Raw genomic sequence first — 18518 nt, forward strand, 5'->3', positions numbered from 1 at the left:
GGATTTGGCAGTATCTTCGCGGTCTCACCTGACACTCCTGAAAGATCTTCTCTCCGCCCATGGCACGGCTATCCGGTGCTATCGCCCCATACTGCCCGCCCCCTCTGGAGGGGGGCGGGAGGAGGCCGCGGAGCGGCGGGCGGTGGGGGTTGATCGACTGCTCGCATGGAAAGACGTTTTCAGTGACACGCCGAGACAGGGCGATACTCCCCCGATACAGCCCCCGGATCTCCGCCTTACCAGGGCGGCGTCACAACCACCTGGACCACAGTCTTTCTCCCGATCCCCCGGTCTACCCCCGGATCTCCGCCCATCCATGGCGGCGTCGCAACCCACTGGTTCGCCACCACCGGGCAGAGACATTTTTTTCCCGCTCCCGGCCAAACGGTAGGAGAGATCCTTTCCCCGGAAAAGAGAGCCCATGCCGCACTACAACCTCAGCCCCTCGCTCATCGGCCGGTTCTTCTACCACGACTGCGAACGATACCTCCGATACCACGCAACCCCTGAACAGGAACGGGATGCCGCAGGTATCCCCCCGGCCGCGGTCGAGACCGGCCCCGTGACCCGGGCGCTCCTCGAGGCCGGGATCCGCTGGGAGGAGGAGGTCGTCCGCCAGAGGCTTGCGGGGCGGGTGCTCGTCCCCGACGGCGCCGGCCGCATCACCGACCGCTCCTTCTCCATCGAGGAGACCTTCAACCTCCTCCCCCGCCTCAACCCCGGGGAGGCGATATACCAGACGACCATCCCGGTCTCCGTCCACTTCCTGCGCGGCTACGGGCTTGACCCCCGGGTGCACCGGTTCGCCCCCTGCCGTCCCGACCTGATCCTCATGGACGACCGTGGCCGGCTGCAGGTCATCGATATCAAGGCAAGCGAGGAACTCAGCATCAGCCACCGGATCCAGGCGACGCTTTACGCCCTGATCCTGGATCACGCCCTCGACCTCCTCGACCTCGATCTTTTGGTCGACCGCGATCACGCGGCCATCTGGCTCCACGGCCAGACCGCCCCCGAACCCTTCGACCTCCACCTCAACATCCGGGTTGCCGAGGAGTTCCTCCGCCACCGTCTCCCGGAGATCCTCAGCGGCCCGGCATCCGACCTCGCCTGGCACATCACCCCCCGCTGCGAGTCCTGCGGGTTCTACCCCCACTGCCGTGCCGAGGCCGGGAGAACCGCCTCCGTCTCGCTGATCCCCGGTCTATCCACCGCCGCACGCCGCTACCTCCGGGAGGCGGCGCCGCCCATCGAGACGCTGCCCGACCTTGCGGAGTTCCTCAACAACCCGAAAGCCGAACCTTACCTGGATGGCTGCGGCTCGCTTGCCGGAGAGCGCGAACACCTCCAGGCGGTCGTCCGGGCGCTCCTTTCGGGCGAGGTCGTCCCCCTCCCCGCGAGATCGCACGCCCTCCCCGTCCACGAGGATATCGCCATCATCCTGACGCTCCAGAGCGACCCGGTCTCCGGGCTGATATACGCCCTCGGGTTCCGGCGGGTAGGGGGAAGAGAGGTCTACGGCACCCCGGCCAGCGAGGAGATCCATATCGCGGCCGAGCCCGCCGATACCACCCGCGTCCGCCGGGAGTTCGTCCGCGGACTTCTTCGTGACCTTGAGGCCGTCGAGACCTACAACCGCGGCCAGGACTGGAAGGCTCAGAGATCCCTCCAGACATACGTCTACGACACCTACGAAGAGGCTCTCTTCACCCGGCTCCTCGACGACGCCATGGATGACCCCGGCATATCAGAAGAGGCGCTCAGGCTCCGGTTCTACTACCAGGACGCCGGGATCGCGGCCGCCTCCAGTCACCCGCAGACCCCTGTCTCCTATCCTCTCGTCGTCCTCACCCGCGAGATCCGGCGGCTGCTCGCGCTCCCAGTCGCCTTCTTGCTCCGTCTCCCCGAGGTGCTTGATGCGATCCCCTCGTCCCGGTTTCCCTACCGCCTCTCGCCCAGCCCCCTCTTCTGGAGCGAGCAGAAGAACGCCATGAAGGCCGACGCCATCCTGCTTGCCTGGCACGGCAGCCGGCCGGAGGCGCTCGACTGGATCCGCCATGAAGTATCGCGCCGGCTGCTCGCCGCCGGCAGCGTGCTTGAAGGGCTGCGCGAACGTGTGAGCGGCCGGCTGCAACGCTGGCCGGAGAGGTTCCGGTTCCCCCGCCCCTTCGAGGCCGCGACCCCGGAGATATCCCGGCTTCTCTTCATAACGGAGTACGAGTCGTTCATGGGCGCACGATACGTCCAGGACCTCCGGAGCAGGCCGCGGGAGGTGCGTATCCGCGAGGGGATCAGCATACCGGTCGAGAGGGCGGAGGGGAACTTCTGGCGGCTCATCCACCCCCTCGACCTCGCGGTCTTTGAACGCTCGCGCTCGTTCAGCTACATCCTGGCTCCGGAGGGCGAGGAGCCGGAGTTCGACGACCTGCGCTACCGGAGCAGCGCCAGCCCCGCGGCGGCCGGGGTCGCGTTTGCCCGCGTCCACGACACCATCGTCGACCGCGACGCCGGGCTGGTTAAGGGGGTTGTGCTGGAGGTCCGGTATCCCCCAAACCAGCCGCCGATCGAGCGCGGGGTTCTCCACCCCCGGTTCACCGACTTCAACGCCCCCAGGATGATCGGGAGGCTGCTCTCCCTGGACGCCGACCCGGAGAACGGGTTCATCCGGCTCCTCCGCGACCCCCGCGGGTTTGCTGCGCCCCTCCCGGCGCTCCCGGCGGCCGGCGGAACCGGGTTTACGAGCAGCCAGGAGAGGGCTTTTGAGCAGATGACGGAGAACCGGCTGACTCTGGTCTGGGGGCCGCCCGGGACGGGGAAGACCCATTTCCTTGCGGCGGCCATACTCTCGCTCATGCGGGCGCGGCCGCTCCGGGTCGGGGTGGCGGGGTTCACCCACGCCGCCGTCGAGAACCTGCTCATGAAGGTCCAGGGGATGGCCGCCGCCTTCCCGGTCTACAAACTCCGGGACGTCCGGACACCCGGGGCGGAACGGAGCCTCGCGGTTCTCGGGGCTGACCGCGCCGGCGACCTTGCCGGCTGCCCCGGGTTCCTGATCGGCGGAACGGTGCACGCGTTTGAGAGGCTCGAGAGGTTCCTTCCCAGACTCGACCTCCTCGTCGTCGACGAGGCCTCGCAGATGCGGCCGGCAGACCTTGCGATGCCGCTCCCGATGCTCTCGCCGGAGGGGCGGCTCGTGCTCGCCGGCGACGACCTCCAGCTCCCGCCGGTGATCCAGGGGCGTTACGGAGCCGCGGAGGACGGGCTGCCGGGGCTTGAGGACTCGATCTTTGCCTACCTCCGGCACCGCGACGACCCCGATGACCCTGTCTACACCTGCCAGCTCCTGGAGAACTGGCGGATGAACCGGACTCTATCCCTCTTCCCGGCGGAGACGCTCTACGGCAGGGGTTATGCCCCGGCAACGGAGGAGGTTGCCCGGCGCCGGATCGACCTCGTCCCGGGGGAGGGGGAGGAACCCTGGCTCGATCGTATCATCGACCCTGACCACCCGCTCGTCCTCTGCGTTCTCGAGGGTGTCAGGACGACGATCGAGAACCGGGTCGAGGCCGACCTGGTCGCGAGGGTTGCGGCGAGGCTTCGCGAACGCCTGATCGACCCCGGCACCGGGAGACCATACGTGGCGCCGGAGTTCTGGCGCCGGGGGCTCTTCATCGTCAGCCCTCACCACGCCCAGATAGGGGCGATCAAAGAGAGGCTTGCCGCACTCATCCCCGCCGACCGGTCGGTCTTTGTGGATACCGTCGATAGGATGCAGGGCCAGGAGGCGGACGCCGTGATCGTCAGTTACGGCGTGAGTGACGTCGAGACGGCTCTTGCCGAGGCGGAGTTCATATACAGCAGGAACCGATTGAACGTCTCGCTCACGCGGGGCCGGGCAAAGTGCGTCGTCTTCCTGCCGCGGCCGCTGCTGGAGCCGCCGCTCGACGTCGTCTCAATCGACCGTGCGGCGGAGGGGCTCGCGCATATGCTCGACCTCCAGGAGTTCTGCCGGGGAGACGTTGAGCGGTTCGGCCTGGGGGAGGGTGTCACGCTCACGGTGATGCGGGCGGAGAGCCCGCGATCTCCGAGCGGTAGCGGACGAGCGATGTGACGGCCGCGATCCCGGTCAGGACGGCGCCGACTATGTAGGCGTCGTGGAACGCCGCCTCCGTAAGACCGCCGTAGACCGGCATCCTCCAGGCCAACACGGCGCCGCCGACGGCGATCCCGAGCACCATGCCGACGTTTCGGACGGTTGCGAGCACGGCCGAGCCGATGCCAAGATACTTTTTGGGGGTGCTCCCCATGACCGCGCTGTTGTTTGGCGACTGGAATAGCCCGGTGCCAACCCCAAAGAGCGCCAGGCAGCCGAGCAGCCCCTCACCCCGCGCCATGAGAAGGAGAGCGAGAGCGCAGAGCCCGGCGCCCAGGGCGGCTGGCGCCCGCGTCCCGATCCTGTCCGAGAGGGCGCCGCTCACCGGCGCGACAAAGAGGACGGCCAGCGGGAAGGCGACCATAACCATACCGATCCTGTCCGGGGTGAAGCCCATGACCTGCTGGAGGTAGAACGGGGTGAGAAAGACGAGTACGTACTGGGACATGAAGTTGAGCATGGCGCTCAGGTTTGCAAACGTGAACGTCCGGATGGAGAAGATCCTGAGGTCGAGCATCGGCTGCGGGATGGTCAGTTCTGTCCGGATAAAGACCAGAACGGCCGCAGCCATGACGGCCACGAGCCCGAGCCTCTGGGGCTGGCCCATCGCCTGCCAGCGGTTGACGAGGAGGAGGAACGAGAAGAGGCCGACGAACGCGCTTCCCGCGCCGACTATGTCGAGGCTCTGGCCCGGCCGGGTCTCACCCTCCGGCAGGATCCTGGAGGCGATGAGGAGCGCTGCAACCCCTATGGGGATGTTGATGAAGAATATGAACCGCCAGCCCAGGTATGCCGCGATGAACCCGCCCAGAGTGGGGCCGACCGCAAGCCCGATCGCTATGCTGGTTGCGTTGATCCCGAGCGCCCTGCCGCGTTCGGAGGCCGGGAATGCGTCGACGATGATCGCCGAGCCGACGGCCATCATCATCCCGGCGGTGACACCCTGGACGGCGCGGGCGGCGATCAGCATCCCGATGCTGCCTGAGAGCCCGCAGACCGCGGATGACGCGGTAAACCCGGCCAGGCCGGAGAGGTAGACGGCGCGGTAGCCGTGCATGTCCCCGAGGCGGCCGTATGTGAGCAGCAGGCTGCTGATCATCAGGAGATAGACCATCGGGACCCACTGCGCCGTGGAGATCCCCGTCCCAAAGACCTCGGCGATCGTAGGGAGCACGACGTTCACGACGCTTGCATCGATGGGGCCCATGACGCTCCCGAGCATCACCGCGGCAAGGACGAGCCACTTCCTCTCCATTCAGCCGCCCTCTATGTGCCTTCTTGCCGCCTCTGTTATCTCCCGGCCCTGCGGCGTCCGCTTTATGAACCCGATCTGTATAAGGTAGGGCTCGTAGACCTCCTCGACCGTTCTTACCTCCTCGCCGACGGAGATCGCTATCGTCCGGACGCCCACGGGGCCGCCGCCGAAGTCCTCGCCTATGACGCGGAGGATCCGGCGGTCGAGTTCGTCGAGCCCGAGGCGGTCCACACCGAGCATCGTGAGCGCTGCATCCGCGATTGAGCCATCTATCCTGCCGTCCGCCCGGACGAGGGCGTAGTCCCTCACACGCCGGAGGAGCCGGTTTGCAATCCTCGGCGTTCCGCGGCTCCGTCTCGCTATCTCGGCCGCGCCGTCGTCGGTTATGGGCGTCTTCATAACGCGCGCGCTCCGCTGGACGATCCGGAGAAGGTCGTCTGTATCGTAGAGGTTCAGCCGGAAGACGAACCCGAACCGGTCGCGGAGGGGGGATCCGAGCAGCCCGACCTTTGTGGTTGCGCCTATGAGGGTGAACTCCTCGAGCGGCAGCTGGACGGCGCGGGCGCCGGGGCCCTCGCCGATCATGACGTCTATGGAGCAGTCCTCCATCGCGGGGTAGAGGATCTCCTCGACCACGGGGTTCAGCCGGTGGATCTCGTCTATGAAGAGGATGTCGCCGCGGTTGAGGGCGGTCAGCTGGGCGGCAAGGTCGCCGGGCCTCTCGAGCACGGGGCCGCTTGTGCTCCGGATGGAGACGCCCATCTCCCTTGCGACGATATGGGCAAGCGTTGTCTTGCCAAGCCCCGGCGGCCCTGAGAAGAGGATGTGGTCGAGGGCGTCGCCGCGCTTCTTTGCGGCGGCTATGGCTATGGCAAGCGTCTCCCTTGCCCGCGGCTGGCCTATGAACTCGTCGAACGTTCTTGGCCGGATCTTGGGGTCGTCCTCCTCGTTATGGAGGAGGTCTGATGATGTGAGTCTCTCTCTCATGCGCTGGTCTCACTCCTCCCGCAGCCTTGCAAGCGCTGCGCGGATCAGGCTCTGGACGTCGGGCTCTGGCAGTCCGGGGAGGACGGCGGCGACGGCGTCCTCCGCCTCCGCCGGCGGGAACCCGAGGGAGATGAGGGCGCTCACGGCGTCGGCGGCCTTTGGCGGCCTGCCGGCGGCGGCGTATCCCTTCATCTTCTCTTTCAGCTCCAGGATCAGCCGTTTCGCGCTCTTCTGGCCGATCCCGGGGATCCGGGTGAGCGCTCTCTCGTCCTCGTTCACGACCGCGGCCGCGAACTCCTCGAGGCTCGTCCGGGAGAGGATGTTCATGGCGGTCTGGGGGCCGATCCCGGCGACGGTGATGAGGATCCCGAAGAGGTCGAGTTCGCCGGGGTGGAGGAACCCGTAGAGCAGGATGTCGTCGTCCCGGACGATCATCCGGGTGTGGAGGCGGACGGCGCCCTCCGTCCCGCGGAGCGCCTCGGCGGCCGCCCTGGTGACGGTGACCCGGTAGCCGACGCCGCCGACATCGATCACCACCCAGGTCTCGCCGGCGGCTATCAGTTCTCCTGCAAGGTGTGCTATCATGGGAACCGCTGCATGTTCATGTGGCAGAGGGCGACGGCGAGGCCGTCTGCGGCATCGTCCGGCCTCGGGATCTCGTCCAGCCGGAGGAGCCGGCGCATCATCTCCTGGACCTGGCGTTTCCCGGCGCGGCCCGACCCTGTGACCGCCTGTTTGATCTGGTTCGGTGTGTACTCGGCGACGGGGATCCCGCGCTGCCCGGCGGCGAGGAGGATGACCCCCCGGACCTCGCTGACGGCAAGCGCGGAGGTTATGTTCCGGGTGAAGAAGACCTGCTCGACGGCGACGCAGTCGGGGCGGTGTTCGTCCAGGACGGCGGAGACGGCATCATAGACCTCGCGGATGCGTTCGGCCGCAGGGAGACCGCGTGCGGTCTCTATGCAGCCGTAGGCGGGGGCGCTGGGGGCGGCGGCGGCGCCGGGGTTGGGGGCGCCGGGGTTGGGGGCATCCCTCACCAGGACGCCGTATCCGACCCGCTCCAGCCCGGGGTCGATCCCGACGACGGTTATTGCCTTCATCGCTACTGATAACTTCCGCTCTACAGGTAGATACTGATTGTGCCGGGGGGAGGGGGACGGCACGTCCCCTTCCCCTGTCGACGGTTTCGAGATCAAGTTTTGATCGCTCTTACTTTTTGACGAGATGCTCGGGTCTTAGGAGGTTTCGAAGGATTCAAATACACTAAAACATACATTTCCTGTCAGAACTGCACTCTACTATCGTAACTGTAATCGGCTCTAATATGGCCAATTAAGCGTGCAGGTTGGAATCACCTGATGATGAAGAAAAATAATAGATCTGGCGGCTTGAGAGATGGAGCAACAAGAAGCAAGGGTATCACCTCAACCTCAACTACAACCCTCTGATGGGTTAGAAGGGGATGACCGGGTAAATTGCCCTTCCAGCCGATGCCCCGTCGCGGACAGGCCAAAGGGCGTGTTGCGATCGATCATAATCTCCATGCGCCCGCACCAGTGGTACAAAAACCTCATCCTGTTCATCGGGATAATCTTCTCAGACAACCTCCTCAACCTGGGGCTATGGGTTCCACTCCTGCTTGCATTTCTGGTTTTCTGTATTCTCTCCGGCTCCCTTTACATCATAAACGACGTAAAAGATATCGACCTCGATAAACTTCACCCAAAGAAGCGATATCGCCCCATTGCCGCAGGTGACCTCTCCCCCGCAATTGCAGTACCCACCGCCACGATCCTCATCATTGGGGCAATTGTGCTGGGTTTTGTTATTAACACGGCGTTTGGATTGCTCTGTTTGGCCTATCTCCTCACAAATTCTACCTACACCGCCTATCTCAAGAACTATGCCATCATCGATGCTATCATTATCGGTGTCGGATTTATCATCCGTGCCGCGGCAGGTTGTGTGGTAATCGGTGTGAGGATTTCACCATGGCTGATCCTCTGTGTCTTCCTGTTTGCTCTCGTTCTCACATTCGGAAAGAGAAGACAGGAACTGATCATTGCCGATAACTCCCGGGCGTGTCTCACCGACTACTCGGTGCCAATGACCGAGAACTTCCTGAACCTCTCTGTATCGCTGCTGCTGATGTCCTATTCTTTGTACAGCGTCTCCGTAAACGAGTCGCTGCTGTTTACGTTGCCGTTTGCGATCTTCGGAGTGTTCCGTTACGTGCAGCTGGTGCACCTCGACAACTTTGGCGGGAGTTGCGAAAAACTCCTGTTGGACAGACCCTCGGTAATCAACCTCATCCTCTGGGCCGGTCTGCTTATCTTCATCCTTTACGGAGGGTTCCTGTGATATTCGATCTCCATGTCCATTCGCTCTACTCTCGTCGATGTGGATGCATGCAACCAGCTGATATAGTGAAGACCGCAACCAAGAAGGGACTTGACGGCGTAGCCATAACAGATCACAATACAATTGCCGGAGGGGTCAGAGCAAAAGAGTTTGAGACCGAAGACTTTAGGGTCATCATCGGATCCGAGGTCTCGACCGATCGGGGCGAGGTCATCGGGCTCTTCCTCTCAGAAGAGGTCGCTCCCGGAAGATTCGAGGATGTTGTTTCAGCAATCAAGGCTCAGAACGGCTTCGTCCTCCTCCCACATCCCTTTGATCGGCTGCGCTCTACAGCTCTCCACCCGCGGCCTGAAGATGTTGCCCGAATCGATGGTATTGAGGGGTTCAACGCTCGCTGTGTGTTTCAGGCCGACAATCAGGCTGCCACCGAGTTTGGCCTGGAACACGACCTCGCGGTTGTCGCTGGCAGCGACGCTCATTTCCACGGTGAGATTGGAAACGCAGGCATCCTGATCGGCGGCGATGACCCGGAAGATTGCCTCCGGTTACGGGACTTCCAGACATTCGGGAGACGCTCTTCTCTCCTGAACCACTGCCGATCGAAGGGACTGATCCTATGTCGAATAAGAAACTCGCTCTGATCATCGCTCTCGCAATCGGCGTCTACATCCTCATGGGTATCTACGCTGACTTTAATCAGCTTGTTCAGGTGGTCAGGGGGTTTGAGTGGAGATGCCTTGTCGTTCTGCTCGCCCTAACAACAACAGGCTATCTCCTGCGTTACCTGAAATGGGACATCTTCTTGAAGAAAGCAGGGGTCTCGCTCCCGGCAAAACAGAATATCTTTGTCTTCTTCAGCGGACTCTCGATGACCGTGACTCCAGGTAAGATCGGAGAGATCTGGAAGGGGTGGTTGATCCGGGATATCTCAGGGGATAGCCTGAACACGACCGTTCCGGTGGTGATCCTTGACCGCATCACTGATATCCTGAGCCTGATACTGCTCTCGGCCGTAGGCATTCTCTCATACAGGGAAGGTGTGCCGCTGTTGATACTGCTCCTGATGCTTATCGTGGGGTTCTATGTGGCGATTCAGTCCAGTTCTATCTCAGAGAGATTGCTTGGTGTGCTTGAGCGCCATGCGGGGAAGTATGCAACTGATGCCAGGGCAATGCACACGACGTTTGAGCAGATAATGAAGCCAGGTCTCCTTCTTGGTCTTTCAGCCCTGAACGCACTTGCGTGGTTCTGTGAGTGCCTCGGCCTCTATGTCGTTACCATTGGTTTCCACGAGTACCTCAGCATCACCTTTTCAACCTTCATCTTCAGTTTCGCATTGCTTGCCGGTGGTGTGAGCATGATCCCCGGTGGCATCGGTCTTGCGGAGGCCACCATCACAGGGTTTCTACAGGTATACGGGCTTGATGCGGCATCCGCCATCGGAATTGCCCTTGTTGTCCGGTTTGGGACGCTATGGTACGGTGTCATCCTGGGCTCGGCCGTTTACCTGGCGTTCCGACGGCGGATGATTCCTTCCCATAACCTGAAGAAGGAATCGCCTGGAATCACAAACGGAGGAATCTAGATGTCATCCGTCAGTGTCATACGAACGTCCCCGAAGACGGTGCTGGAAGATTGCGGCACCCTGATGCACAGTGCTGGTTACGAGCGCAGTGTTCACCGGGATAAGGAAACCATACTGAAGATCAACCTCTCCTGGAGCCTGTTTTATCCTGCGTGCTCCACGCCGCCCTGGCAGCTTGATGGAGTGCTCTCGACGCTCCGAAATGATGGCTACCAGGATGTTGTCTGCGTCGAGAACCAGACCGTGGTCACCCATCCCTGGAAGGGTGCATACAACAACAAGTGGCTCCCGGTTCTCAAGCGGCACGGCGTCGAGTATCAGCCCCTGACCGACGTTGAATGGGTGCCTTTTTCGTCGAAAGCCGAGATGCTCGCGATGAATGATCTCGTTGGAGAGATCCTCATCCCAAAAACCTTCCTTGGCAGTAACGTCATCCATCTTCCAACCGTCAAGACCCACGGCCACACGACCACCACAGGGGCGATAAAGAACGCCTTTTGGGGCCTGATCCCGAAGTACCGGCACCATGCTCACAAGATGATCCATGAGGTGCTGATGGATCTCCTCGCGATCCAGCAGGAGATCCACACCGGGATCTTTGCGGCCATGGATGGTGCGGTCTGCGGCAACGGCGCCGGTCCACGGACGATGGAGCCCTATATCGGCAATATTTTGCTCGCAAGCGAGGACCAGGTGGCCATCGACGCGGTGGCAGCGAAGATAATGGGTTTCGACCCGATGTCGATCGATTACATCAGGATTGCTCACGACCGCGGCCTTGGCACCGGCGACCCGGACCAGATCGAGATCGTAGGTATGGATCGAAGCGAGTTCGACCACCTCAACTTCGGTTTCACCACAACAAAGAGCCTGGTCATCAAGTGGGATCAGCGACTGCGAAAGGGAACAGTCAGCATACCCTGGCTGCACAACCTCCTCTTCCACTCGCCGATATTTCGGAGTTTCATATTTGCGTCCGGGTTCTACCATGATCGGTTCTGGTATCCACGGACAGGGATGAAGAACATCAGGGCATTTAGCAACACTGGGTGGGGAAAACTGTTTGAAAAGTATGAGTACGGGGAATACCCAGAATATACTGAGGTGAAGGAGTGGAATCCATATTGAGTATTTTCGTTCAAAAATTTAAAGTGTGAGTGATTCGGTTCGAGATAAGGAATAAAGATCAGTGAGTGGTTAGGTTGTCTTCGGAAATGAATTGTATGATATATTTGACCGATTTTTTAAAGGAGCATAGGTATGTTATTGTATCCATCATAGTCATCGCTCTCTATTTAACACCGTTCTATCTCTTTGGAGAGAACGCTCCTACACTGGTTCATGATAACCTTGATTCTGGTTCCCATGTAACTGGATATATAATTCTGGCAGAAAGCGGCCAGTTGTTTGGCCCTATGGATGCAACCATCCCCCAGGTGATGAACGGTATCCCCCGCAACTCATTTGGATCGGAGTTCAATGTAATCCAATGGCTCTATCTATTTTTTGAGCCATATACTGCGTATATCATCAACCTCACCCTGATGCATTTTATTGCATTTTTTGGGATGTACCTCCTTCTTACGCGGCGTATTCTGCCGGATGAAGGTTCTAAGCCTTTTACCGTAGGAGTCTCTCTTGCGTTTGCATTGCTCCCATTCTGGCCCACCGGTGGACTGAGTATTGCAGGCATGCCATTGCTCTTCTATGCCTTCCTGAACATCAGGGACGGTCACTGGAGTCTTGTTGATTGGGCAATCATTGGACTCATGCCATTCTACTCATCATTTGCTATGACTGGGTTTTTTGTTCTGGTTGCGTTGTCAATCTTCTGGTTATATGATCTTGCTGTGACCAAAAAACCGAATTTTGTATTTTTCCTGGCTATCGGCCTGCTATGCCTGGTGTATTGTCTCGTAGAATACCGCTTGATATTTGGTATGTTCATTGACCCGGGTTACATCTCGCACCGGGTGGAGTTTGCGCAAACACCGTTGGACTTCTGGAGCGCGTTGAAAACAAGTGTGGTAAACTTCTTCTACGGCCAGTATCATGCTGTGAGTCTGCACACATACTTTGTAGGTCTCTCTGTTGCCATTGCCGCCCTCATACTCCTCCTCAAGAAGAAAAGGTGCGATCTTTTTGTGGTATTGCTGGGACTATGCGCCGCGATCTCGCTCTTTTACGGTTTTATTGATTCAGAGTATCTGCTCTTTATCAAGAATTTCCCCCTATTCCAGGGCTTCCAGCTTGGAAGGTTTCATTGGCTGCATCCGCTCCTATGGTATGTCATTTTTGCCCTGGCGCTCAAGATTATCTACACGAACCTTCGATATGGAAAGCAGGTTGCTGGTATCTTCCTTGGTCTCCAGATCGCATTCCTCTTCACCTGCGGAGGTGGAGTAATTGGCGAAAGTACCCTCCAATACGGTGGCGCCGGCCTCTTTTTGACGGACCAGTTAACCTGGAACGAATTTTATTCTCCGGAACTGTTTGATGATATCGATGAGGCCATAGCCCTCCCAAAAGAGTCGTATCGAGTCGTCAGTATAGGGATGCACCCGGCGGTATCTCAATATAATGGGTTCTATACCCTGGATAGTTATCAGGTGAATTACCCGCTGGATTACAAACATTCATTCCGCAAAATCATGGAGAAAGAGCTTGCAAAGAGCGAGAAGAATCGGGTATACTTTGACACATGGGGAAGCCGCTGTTATCTATTCGTCAGCGAACTCGAAGACAATATAGGCATGAACACCCGGGAAAACTCTAAACCAATCCAGAATCTTGAGATAGACTCAGAAGCCCTCTATGATATGGGCGGGCGGTATATCTTCTCGGCCGTGGAGATTCTGAACCATGAAGACAACAACCTGGAATTGTTTGGTGTTTTTGAGAATGATAGTTCTCCCTGGAAGATCTGGGTATATTCGGTCAAAAATTCGACGATATAACTGAAAAATTTCGATCAAGGGGATCTGGAACTACAAAATCAGATCCCACGACAACGGCGTCCCTCTCGTTATCTTCCCTGCTGCCCTTCTACCGAGCACCACGGGCAGATACTTCGGCGGCAGTCCATACCCCGGCCTGATCGAGCGCACATTCTCCTCCGTAAACACCTCCCCGGCCTCGATATCTCTCACGGCGAAGAGTGATCGCCGAAAGACCCTGCTTGCCTTTTCGTGCTCGGAGACCTCATAGCAGACCGTGCCCAGCGCTTTTTCCGTCTCCCTCACCGCATCCACCATCGCCTTAAACTCGTGCGGCTCAAGCGAGAATGCGCTGTCCGGCCCCGGGTCCGCGCGGGAAAGCGTGAAGTGCTTCTCAATGATGCATGCACCGAGGGCGACCGCCGCCACCGAGGTGGCTATACCGAGGGTGTGGTCCGACAACCCGACCGGAGCCCCGAATGCCGCGGCAAGGTGGGGGATGGTCCTCAGGTTCATCTCTTCCGGCGGCGCGGGGTATGCACTTGTGCACTTCAACAGCGCGATCTGGTCATTGCCGGCCTCCCGGATGGTATGGACGGCCTCGTCGATCTCCGCGAGGGTTGCCATGCCTGTGGAGAGGATGATCGGTTTCCCCTGCCCGGCGATGTAGCGGATGAGGGGGAGGTCAACGATCTCGAAGGAGGCGATCTTGTAGGCGGGAACACCCAGATTCTCGAGGAAGTCGACCGCGCTCCTGTCAAATGGTGTCGAGAAGCAGATCATACCGAGTTCCCGCGCCCTCTCCATGATCGGTGCGTGCCACTCCCATGGAGTGTGGGCGAGGGTGTAGAGGTCGTGGAGACTCTTCCCTTTCCATGGACTCTGTTCATCTTCGATGAAGAACTCACCTTCGTTGATGTCGAGGGTCATGGTGTCGGCCGTGTATGTCTGAAGTTTAAGTGCCTGAGCACCCGCTTTCGCGGCCGCCTCAACGATCTCCAGTGCCTTGTCAAGTGACTGATTATGGTTCCCGGACATCTCTGCAATGATAAGGGGGGGAGCACCCGGGTCAATCGTGTGATGTGCGATTTTCATATACATCCTCAGCTCTTCATGGTCTCTGGTATTCAGTCATCTTCTTGTTTCTCAATCCGAAGAATGAAACGCTTTCCCTTGAATTCAAACCACGCCGGGTATCTAATATTATCAACTGTGCGGAGAAGATTGAATTGTTCCTGGACCGACTTTTTGAGGTCGATGGCGCTATCTTCAGGGCGGCGCCGGGCGTAGAACGTCGGCTCGCCTTCTTGCGCGATTCCCGTTGTAATAACCTCTGGATATTCCCTCACAAAGGATCTGCACAAATCCATTGTCACCTGCATCACTGCATGCCTGAGCTCATCGATCAGTTCCACACCCGAGAACTGAATTACCACCTGTTTGTAAATCGGCCCGCTGTCGACCGCCTCCGCAGCTTCAAACAACGTGACCGGGATCTGATTCTTGCCCTCAAGAATCTGCCAAGTCATGGGAGACCATCCCCTGCCCCGTGGCAAATCACTTGCGTGAACGACGAGGTTATTCTTATGCCGCTCCAATAGATCGGGACCAACAATTTTCCCATAACTCAGGTAGAAGCATAGGTCTCCACGTGACAATTCATCAGCCTCATGGGCCCATCTCACCTCATGCCCATCTGCCAACCAGTCCAGGAGTAGTTCTGGGATGTACATATGGTTCCAGCTATCTGCATCAGAGCACACGCTGATACGCAATCCCCCCCCGTCCATCGGGTATGTCCATCGGGTATGTCCATCGGGTATGGTATCGAAGTCAAGCGACTCGAAAATTTTGCGCGAAGGCAGATTCTCAGGTTTCACCCGTCCAAGAACGAGCGCACCAGGATATTCAGAACGCATCTTTAGAAGAGCGGCTTTAAGCAGCGGTCGAGCCAGACCTCTTTTACGGAACTGAGATGCAAGCGAATAACTGATCTCCCAGGCCGTATCCCGCCTCTCAAACCGCACCTGCCCTATGGGAATTCCATCCTCGGTCTCAACAACATAGAGACGACATCCCTCCAGATCGCGGAGCCGGCTATAGAACCACCGGCGATGATCCTCTGCAGAGATGGGGTCAGACGAGAACGAGTTTCGCCGTGTCTCCGGGTCGTTTGCCCAGGTGAGGAGGAGTGCTTCATCGGAGAGGCGGGCATGGCGCACCTGAAGCGGCGTTTCTGCAGTTATGGTTAAAACCGCACCGACACGATCCACACCTTTCCCGTCTACAGTGGCCCGGCAGCGCAGTGACCATCCTCTGTCAATGCCCCCTTCGATCACCTCGGCCAGAACCTGCCTGACACTCAGTTCAGAGACTTCATCTTTATGCCCCAGCCAGCGCACTAATCCCAGTCCGTGTAGTTCAGCCGCAATCAGCCGCTGGTTCTCCGCCAGCGTCACAACAAGTGTAGGAAGGCCGAGGCACAGGCGCTCCCAACTGGTCGTCCCGGCCGCACCGATGGCAAGATCCGCTCTCGCCATCAGCGGTGCCAGGGTCGGGAGGTTGCCATGCAGGTGAATGTTGGCATGTCTCACTGCTTGAGCTCGGATCCCCGGAGCATAAGGACTACTGTCAGAGATCACGACATCAACATCGATATCGGGGCGATTCAGGCTCAGGAAAGCCGCGAGAGCGCGACCAGTCAGGTTGTCGCGGTCAGCCCCGCCAAATGAGATGAGGATACGATGGACCGGGCCTTCCCGCGGTGGGATGCGGTCGTGCAGTTCGGCATAAATCGGCTGCAAGAGGGCGTATTCCGGTCCCAACAGCAGGCGACAATCTTCCGGCACCTTACCGGCATAGCGGGTCTGCATGTCTGCAAAAAGGTTCTGGTCAAGCAACAGATCGCAATCATGTGCCCGGTCGGCGAGGTCGTCGATCACAAAGATGCGGTCTACCAATGGCCGGAGAGCCTCTTCCCAGCGGTAATCAAGCCCGTAATGGTCCACCACCAGCCATGTGGGTTTGATGCCCAGAGTCCTGATGACAACGCCGGTTTGCCCGGCGTCTTCCTGCCATGCTGCTCCGAGCCAGGCAGCATGGGCCGGGGTTGCATCGGCCTCAAAATCACTCTCTGTCGCAGGGAGGCGGTGAACTGTAAAACCCTGTTCCTCGATCAGGTCACAAAGGTTGCCCTCATGCTCGCGGCAGATAAACGATACGCCGACACCTTTTCCGGCCAGAGCGTTTGCCAGGGTGAGGCAACGCATGACGTGACCGGTGCCGATGGCCGGCGAGGCATCGGTGCGGATGACCACCAGATCGTGCATTTGGCTCATTCGATCGCTTTTTGCTTGATATCACTGTTGATCTTTACAATTTCTGGATGCTGTTCCAGATACCGGAGAGCATCCATCCAGGTAAAGTGGTCGTTCCCGAAATGCTCATACACCGTCTGAATAAACTCAAGGTCTTCAGGCGTGTCGAGCGTCCATCGATGGTGCGAGAGATCTACATCATTGGCAACACGATGAAGCCGGAACTTTCCAGGATTCCGGTATATGTAGGGGGTCACATGTTCTCGCAGTGCAGGGTTGTTGTCCTCTCTCCAAGCACGTTCAAGGGCTGCAAAGGTCATCACCTCGACATCAAGGCCACGCGGGAATGTCCTTGGCGGAAGAGTGTTTGAGACGTAGTCAACCTTCTCCCTGAGATCCAGAAACACTTCTATCACTTTATCTATAATTTCTGGATCGATCATAGGACAATCAGAGGTGATGCGAACGACCACATTTGCCTCAAACGCCCGTGCAGCCTGGTAATACCGATCAAGAAGGTCGTTCTCGCTCCCCCGGAAACAGTGCCATCCTTCCTCCTCACAGAGTGAGGCGATCAGGTCGTCCTCCTGTCTGGTGGTGGTTGCGATCACAACCTCATCGATACATTTTGCGCGCCGGATCCGGTTAACGTCCCGGGTCAGCACCGGTTTCCCGAGAAGGTCTTTCATAACCTTGCCAGGCAATCGCGTACTTCCCATCCTTGCCTGAACTACCGCCACCACACGCATATAAAATACCACTCACGCGGAGATTCCAAGGTCAGACTCTGCCTTATGCAACTGTTCAGAGACATACTCCACATCCTCATCTTTCATACCGGGGTAGAGCGGCAGCGTCAGTGTTCTGTTGAATACATCCTCGGTGCTCGGAAAAGCATTGGCGTCCTGGGGGTAATGCTTCTGATAATAACTGAATTTATAGATCGGGATATAATGAACGTTGACACCGACTCCCCGTTCCTTCAGGTAAGAAAACAGGATGTTTCGCTCAACCCCGTTAACCAGAACCGTGTAGAGGTGCCAGCCGTGATTAACCCCATCCATTGTCTCAGGCAGATCAAGCCATGCCAGGTCTGAGAGAGACCTCCCGTATAATGCTGCAATCTCGTTTCTTCGCTTGATGAAAGAGTCGATCTTCTTCAACTGAGACACACCCAGTGCTGCCTGGATATCGGTCATCCGGTAGTTACGGCCAAGAAGTTTCATGTCGTATCCCCATGATGCTCCTTCACCGAACAGATCACCTACATCCCGGGTGATCCCATGACTCCGGAGCATCCTGAGTTTAGCATCGAGATCCGGATCGTCGGTCACCACCGCCCCTCCCTCCCCGGTGGTTATGGGTTTGACAGGGTGGAAACTGAAGACGGTCATATCAGCGAAGGTGCCGATCTTGCGGCCTTTGTAGGAGGCGCCAAACGCATGGCATGCATCCTCAATCAGCCGAAGATCATACTCCCCGGCAATCTCCCGGATCTCGTCGATCGCACACGGCTGCCCCGCGTAATCAACGTAGATTATCGCGCGGGTTTTCGGGCCGATCCTCCTCCTTATCTCATCCGGGTGGATATTCCTCGTTATAGGGTCGATATCAGCAAAGATCGGAATATGACCGTTGTAGAGGACAGCATTACTCGTGGCGGCAAAGGTGAAGGGGGTTGTAATGATCTCACTCCCTTTCGGGAGGCCAAGGGCCTGGACCGCGATATCCAGAGCGCTCGTGCCGCTGTTCACCGCGACCGCGTGCCGTGCGCCGACGTATCCGGCAAGATCCGCCTCAAACAGATCGACGGTCGGCCCCGTCGTGAGCCAGTCGCCCTTCAGAATCTCTACGACAGATCGGACATCATCATCATCGATGGATTGATGCCCATACGGAATGAACTTCATCGGCCTTACCATAT

14 protein-coding genes are annotated in these 18518 nt (G+C 58.7%); 6 read left to right on the forward strand and 8 right to left on the reverse strand.

Features of this window, described 5'->3' with window-relative positions; translation table 11 throughout:
• Positions 1-421 precede the first annotated feature (421 nt).
• Positions 422-4111, forward strand: a complete 3690-nt coding sequence (locus tag R6Y96_RS05290) for a bifunctional RecB family nuclease/DEAD/DEAH box helicase (RefSeq protein WP_318620138.1) — start codon at positions 422-424, stop codon at positions 4109-4111.
• Here the strand turns inward: R6Y96_RS05290 and R6Y96_RS05295 are convergent.
• Genes R6Y96_RS05295 through ruvC form a run of 4 tightly spaced genes read right to left on the reverse strand, consistent with a single transcriptional unit; the run spans position 4053 to position 7495 of the window.
• Positions 4053-5408, reverse strand: a complete 1356-nt coding sequence (locus R6Y96_RS05295) for an MFS transporter (RefSeq protein ID WP_318620139.1) — start codon at positions 5406-5408, stop codon at positions 4053-4055. The genes R6Y96_RS05290 and R6Y96_RS05295 overlap by 59 nt on opposite strands.
• Positions 5409-6395 carry a Holliday junction branch migration DNA helicase RuvB gene (ruvB, locus tag R6Y96_RS05300; RefSeq protein WP_318620140.1) on the reverse strand — a complete coding sequence of 329 codons (987 nt, stop codon included), beginning with the start codon at positions 6393-6395 and terminating at the stop codon, positions 5409-5411. It lies immediately after the preceding gene.
• Positions 6396-6404: 9 nt separating this feature from the next.
• Positions 6405-6980, reverse strand: a complete 576-nt coding sequence (ruvA, locus tag R6Y96_RS05305; protein ID WP_214022091.1) for a Holliday junction branch migration protein RuvA — start codon at positions 6978-6980, stop codon at positions 6405-6407.
• A complete protein-coding gene (ruvC, locus tag R6Y96_RS05310; protein ID WP_318620142.1) occupies positions 6977-7495 on the reverse strand; it encodes a crossover junction endodeoxyribonuclease RuvC in 519 nt (172 codons plus the stop codon). Before ruvC ends, ruvA begins: the two co-directional genes overlap by 4 nt.
• A 442-nt stretch (positions 7496-7937) precedes the next feature.
• Here ruvC and R6Y96_RS05315 point away from each other — a divergent pair, with 442 nt between their 5' ends.
• The 5 genes from R6Y96_RS05315 (at position 7938) to R6Y96_RS05335 (ending at position 13298) form a co-directional block, all read left to right on the forward strand.
• A complete protein-coding gene (locus R6Y96_RS05315; protein ID WP_318620144.1) occupies positions 7938-8756 on the forward strand; it encodes a decaprenyl-phosphate phosphoribosyltransferase in 819 nt (272 codons plus the stop codon).
• Positions 8753-9397 carry a PHP domain-containing protein gene (locus R6Y96_RS05320; protein WP_318620146.1) on the forward strand — a complete coding sequence of 215 codons (645 nt, stop codon included), beginning with the start codon at positions 8753-8755 and terminating at the stop codon, positions 9395-9397. The genes R6Y96_RS05315 and R6Y96_RS05320 overlap by 4 nt, the downstream gene beginning before the upstream one ends.
• Positions 9373-10341 carry a lysylphosphatidylglycerol synthase transmembrane domain-containing protein gene (locus R6Y96_RS05325; protein WP_318620147.1) on the forward strand — a complete coding sequence of 323 codons (969 nt, stop codon included), beginning with the start codon at positions 9373-9375 and terminating at the stop codon, positions 10339-10341. Before R6Y96_RS05320 ends, R6Y96_RS05325 begins: the two co-directional genes overlap by 25 nt.
• Positions 10342-11469, forward strand: coding sequence for a DUF362 domain-containing protein (locus R6Y96_RS05330; protein WP_318620148.1), 1128 nt, complete (start codon positions 10342-10344; stop codon positions 11467-11469).
• 95 nt (positions 11470-11564) lie between these two features.
• Positions 11565-13298 (forward strand): DUF6044 family protein, encoded by a 1734-nt coding sequence (locus R6Y96_RS05335; protein WP_318620150.1) that lies wholly within the window; start codon positions 11565-11567, stop codon positions 13296-13298.
• Between the two features lie 30 nt (positions 13299-13328).
• Here the strand turns inward: R6Y96_RS05335 and pseI are convergent, their stop codons facing one another.
• Genes pseI through pseC form a run of 4 tightly spaced genes read right to left on the reverse strand, consistent with a single transcriptional unit; the run spans position 13329 to position 18516 of the window.
• Positions 13329-14372: a pseudaminic acid synthase gene (pseI, locus tag R6Y96_RS05340; protein WP_318620152.1), complete on the reverse strand. Its 1044-nt coding sequence runs from the start codon at positions 14370-14372 to the stop codon at positions 13329-13331.
• 32 nt (positions 14373-14404) lie between these two features.
• Positions 14405-16606, reverse strand: coding sequence for a UDP-2,4-diacetamido-2,4,6-trideoxy-beta-L-altropyranose hydrolase (gene pseG / locus R6Y96_RS05345; protein ID WP_318620154.1), 2202 nt, complete (start codon positions 16604-16606; stop codon positions 14405-14407).
• Positions 16607-16611: 5 nt separating this feature from the next.
• Positions 16612-17343 (reverse strand): glycosyltransferase family protein, encoded by a 732-nt coding sequence (locus R6Y96_RS05350; RefSeq protein WP_318620155.1) that lies wholly within the window; start codon positions 17341-17343, stop codon positions 16612-16614.
• 12 nt (positions 17344-17355) lie between these two features.
• Positions 17356-18516 (reverse strand): UDP-4-amino-4,6-dideoxy-N-acetyl-beta-L-altrosamine transaminase, encoded by a 1161-nt coding sequence (gene pseC, locus R6Y96_RS05355; protein WP_318620156.1) that lies wholly within the window; start codon positions 18514-18516, stop codon positions 17356-17358.
• Between the last annotated feature and the right edge of the window lie 2 nt (positions 18517-18518).

Origin of the sequence: Methanoculleus receptaculi (genome assembly GCF_033472595.1) — an archaeon.
In the GTDB taxonomy this organism is placed as follows: domain Archaea; phylum Halobacteriota; class Methanomicrobia; order Methanomicrobiales; family Methanoculleaceae; genus Methanoculleus; species Methanoculleus receptaculi.

Excerpts from the sequence above, each read along its gene's own strand:
- R6Y96_RS05335 (WP_318620150.1), top strand. The coding sequence starts at position 11,565 with ATGATATATTTGACCGATTTTTTAAAGGAGCATAGGTATGTTATTGTA.
- R6Y96_RS05295 (WP_318620139.1), bottom strand. The coding sequence starts at position 5,408 with ATGGAGAGGAAGTGGCTCGTCCTTGCCGCGGTGATGCTCGGGAGCGTC.
- R6Y96_RS05325 (WP_318620147.1), top strand. The coding sequence starts at position 9,373 with ATGTCGAATAAGAAACTCGCTCTGATCATCGCTCTCGCAATCGGCGTC.
- R6Y96_RS05330 (WP_318620148.1), top strand. The coding sequence starts at position 10,342 with ATGTCATCCGTCAGTGTCATACGAACGTCCCCGAAGACGGTGCTGGAA.
- ruvC (WP_318620142.1), bottom strand. The coding sequence starts at position 7,495 with ATGAAGGCAATAACCGTCGTCGGGATCGACCCCGGGCTGGAGCGGGTC.
- ruvA (WP_214022091.1), bottom strand. The coding sequence starts at position 6,980 with ATGATAGCACACCTTGCAGGAGAACTGATAGCCGCCGGCGAGACCTGG.
- R6Y96_RS05315 (WP_318620144.1), top strand. The coding sequence starts at position 7,938 with ATGCGCCCGCACCAGTGGTACAAAAACCTCATCCTGTTCATCGGGATA.
- R6Y96_RS05290 (WP_318620138.1), top strand. The coding sequence starts at position 422 with ATGCCGCACTACAACCTCAGCCCCTCGCTCATCGGCCGGTTCTTCTAC.
- ruvB (WP_318620140.1), bottom strand. The coding sequence starts at position 6,395 with ATGAGAGAGAGACTCACATCATCAGACCTCCTCCATAACGAGGAGGAC.
- R6Y96_RS05350 (WP_318620155.1), bottom strand. The coding sequence starts at position 17,343 with ATGCGTGTGGTGGCGGTAGTTCAGGCAAGGATGGGAAGTACGCGATTG.
- pseI (WP_318620152.1), bottom strand. The coding sequence starts at position 14,372 with ATGAAAATCGCACATCACACGATTGACCCGGGTGCTCCCCCCCTTATC.
- pseG (WP_318620154.1), bottom strand. The coding sequence starts at position 16,606 with ATGCACGATCTGGTGGTCATCCGCACCGATGCCTCGCCGGCCATCGGC.
- pseC (WP_318620156.1), bottom strand. The coding sequence starts at position 18,516 with ATGGTAAGGCCGATGAAGTTCATTCCGTATGGGCATCAATCCATCGAT.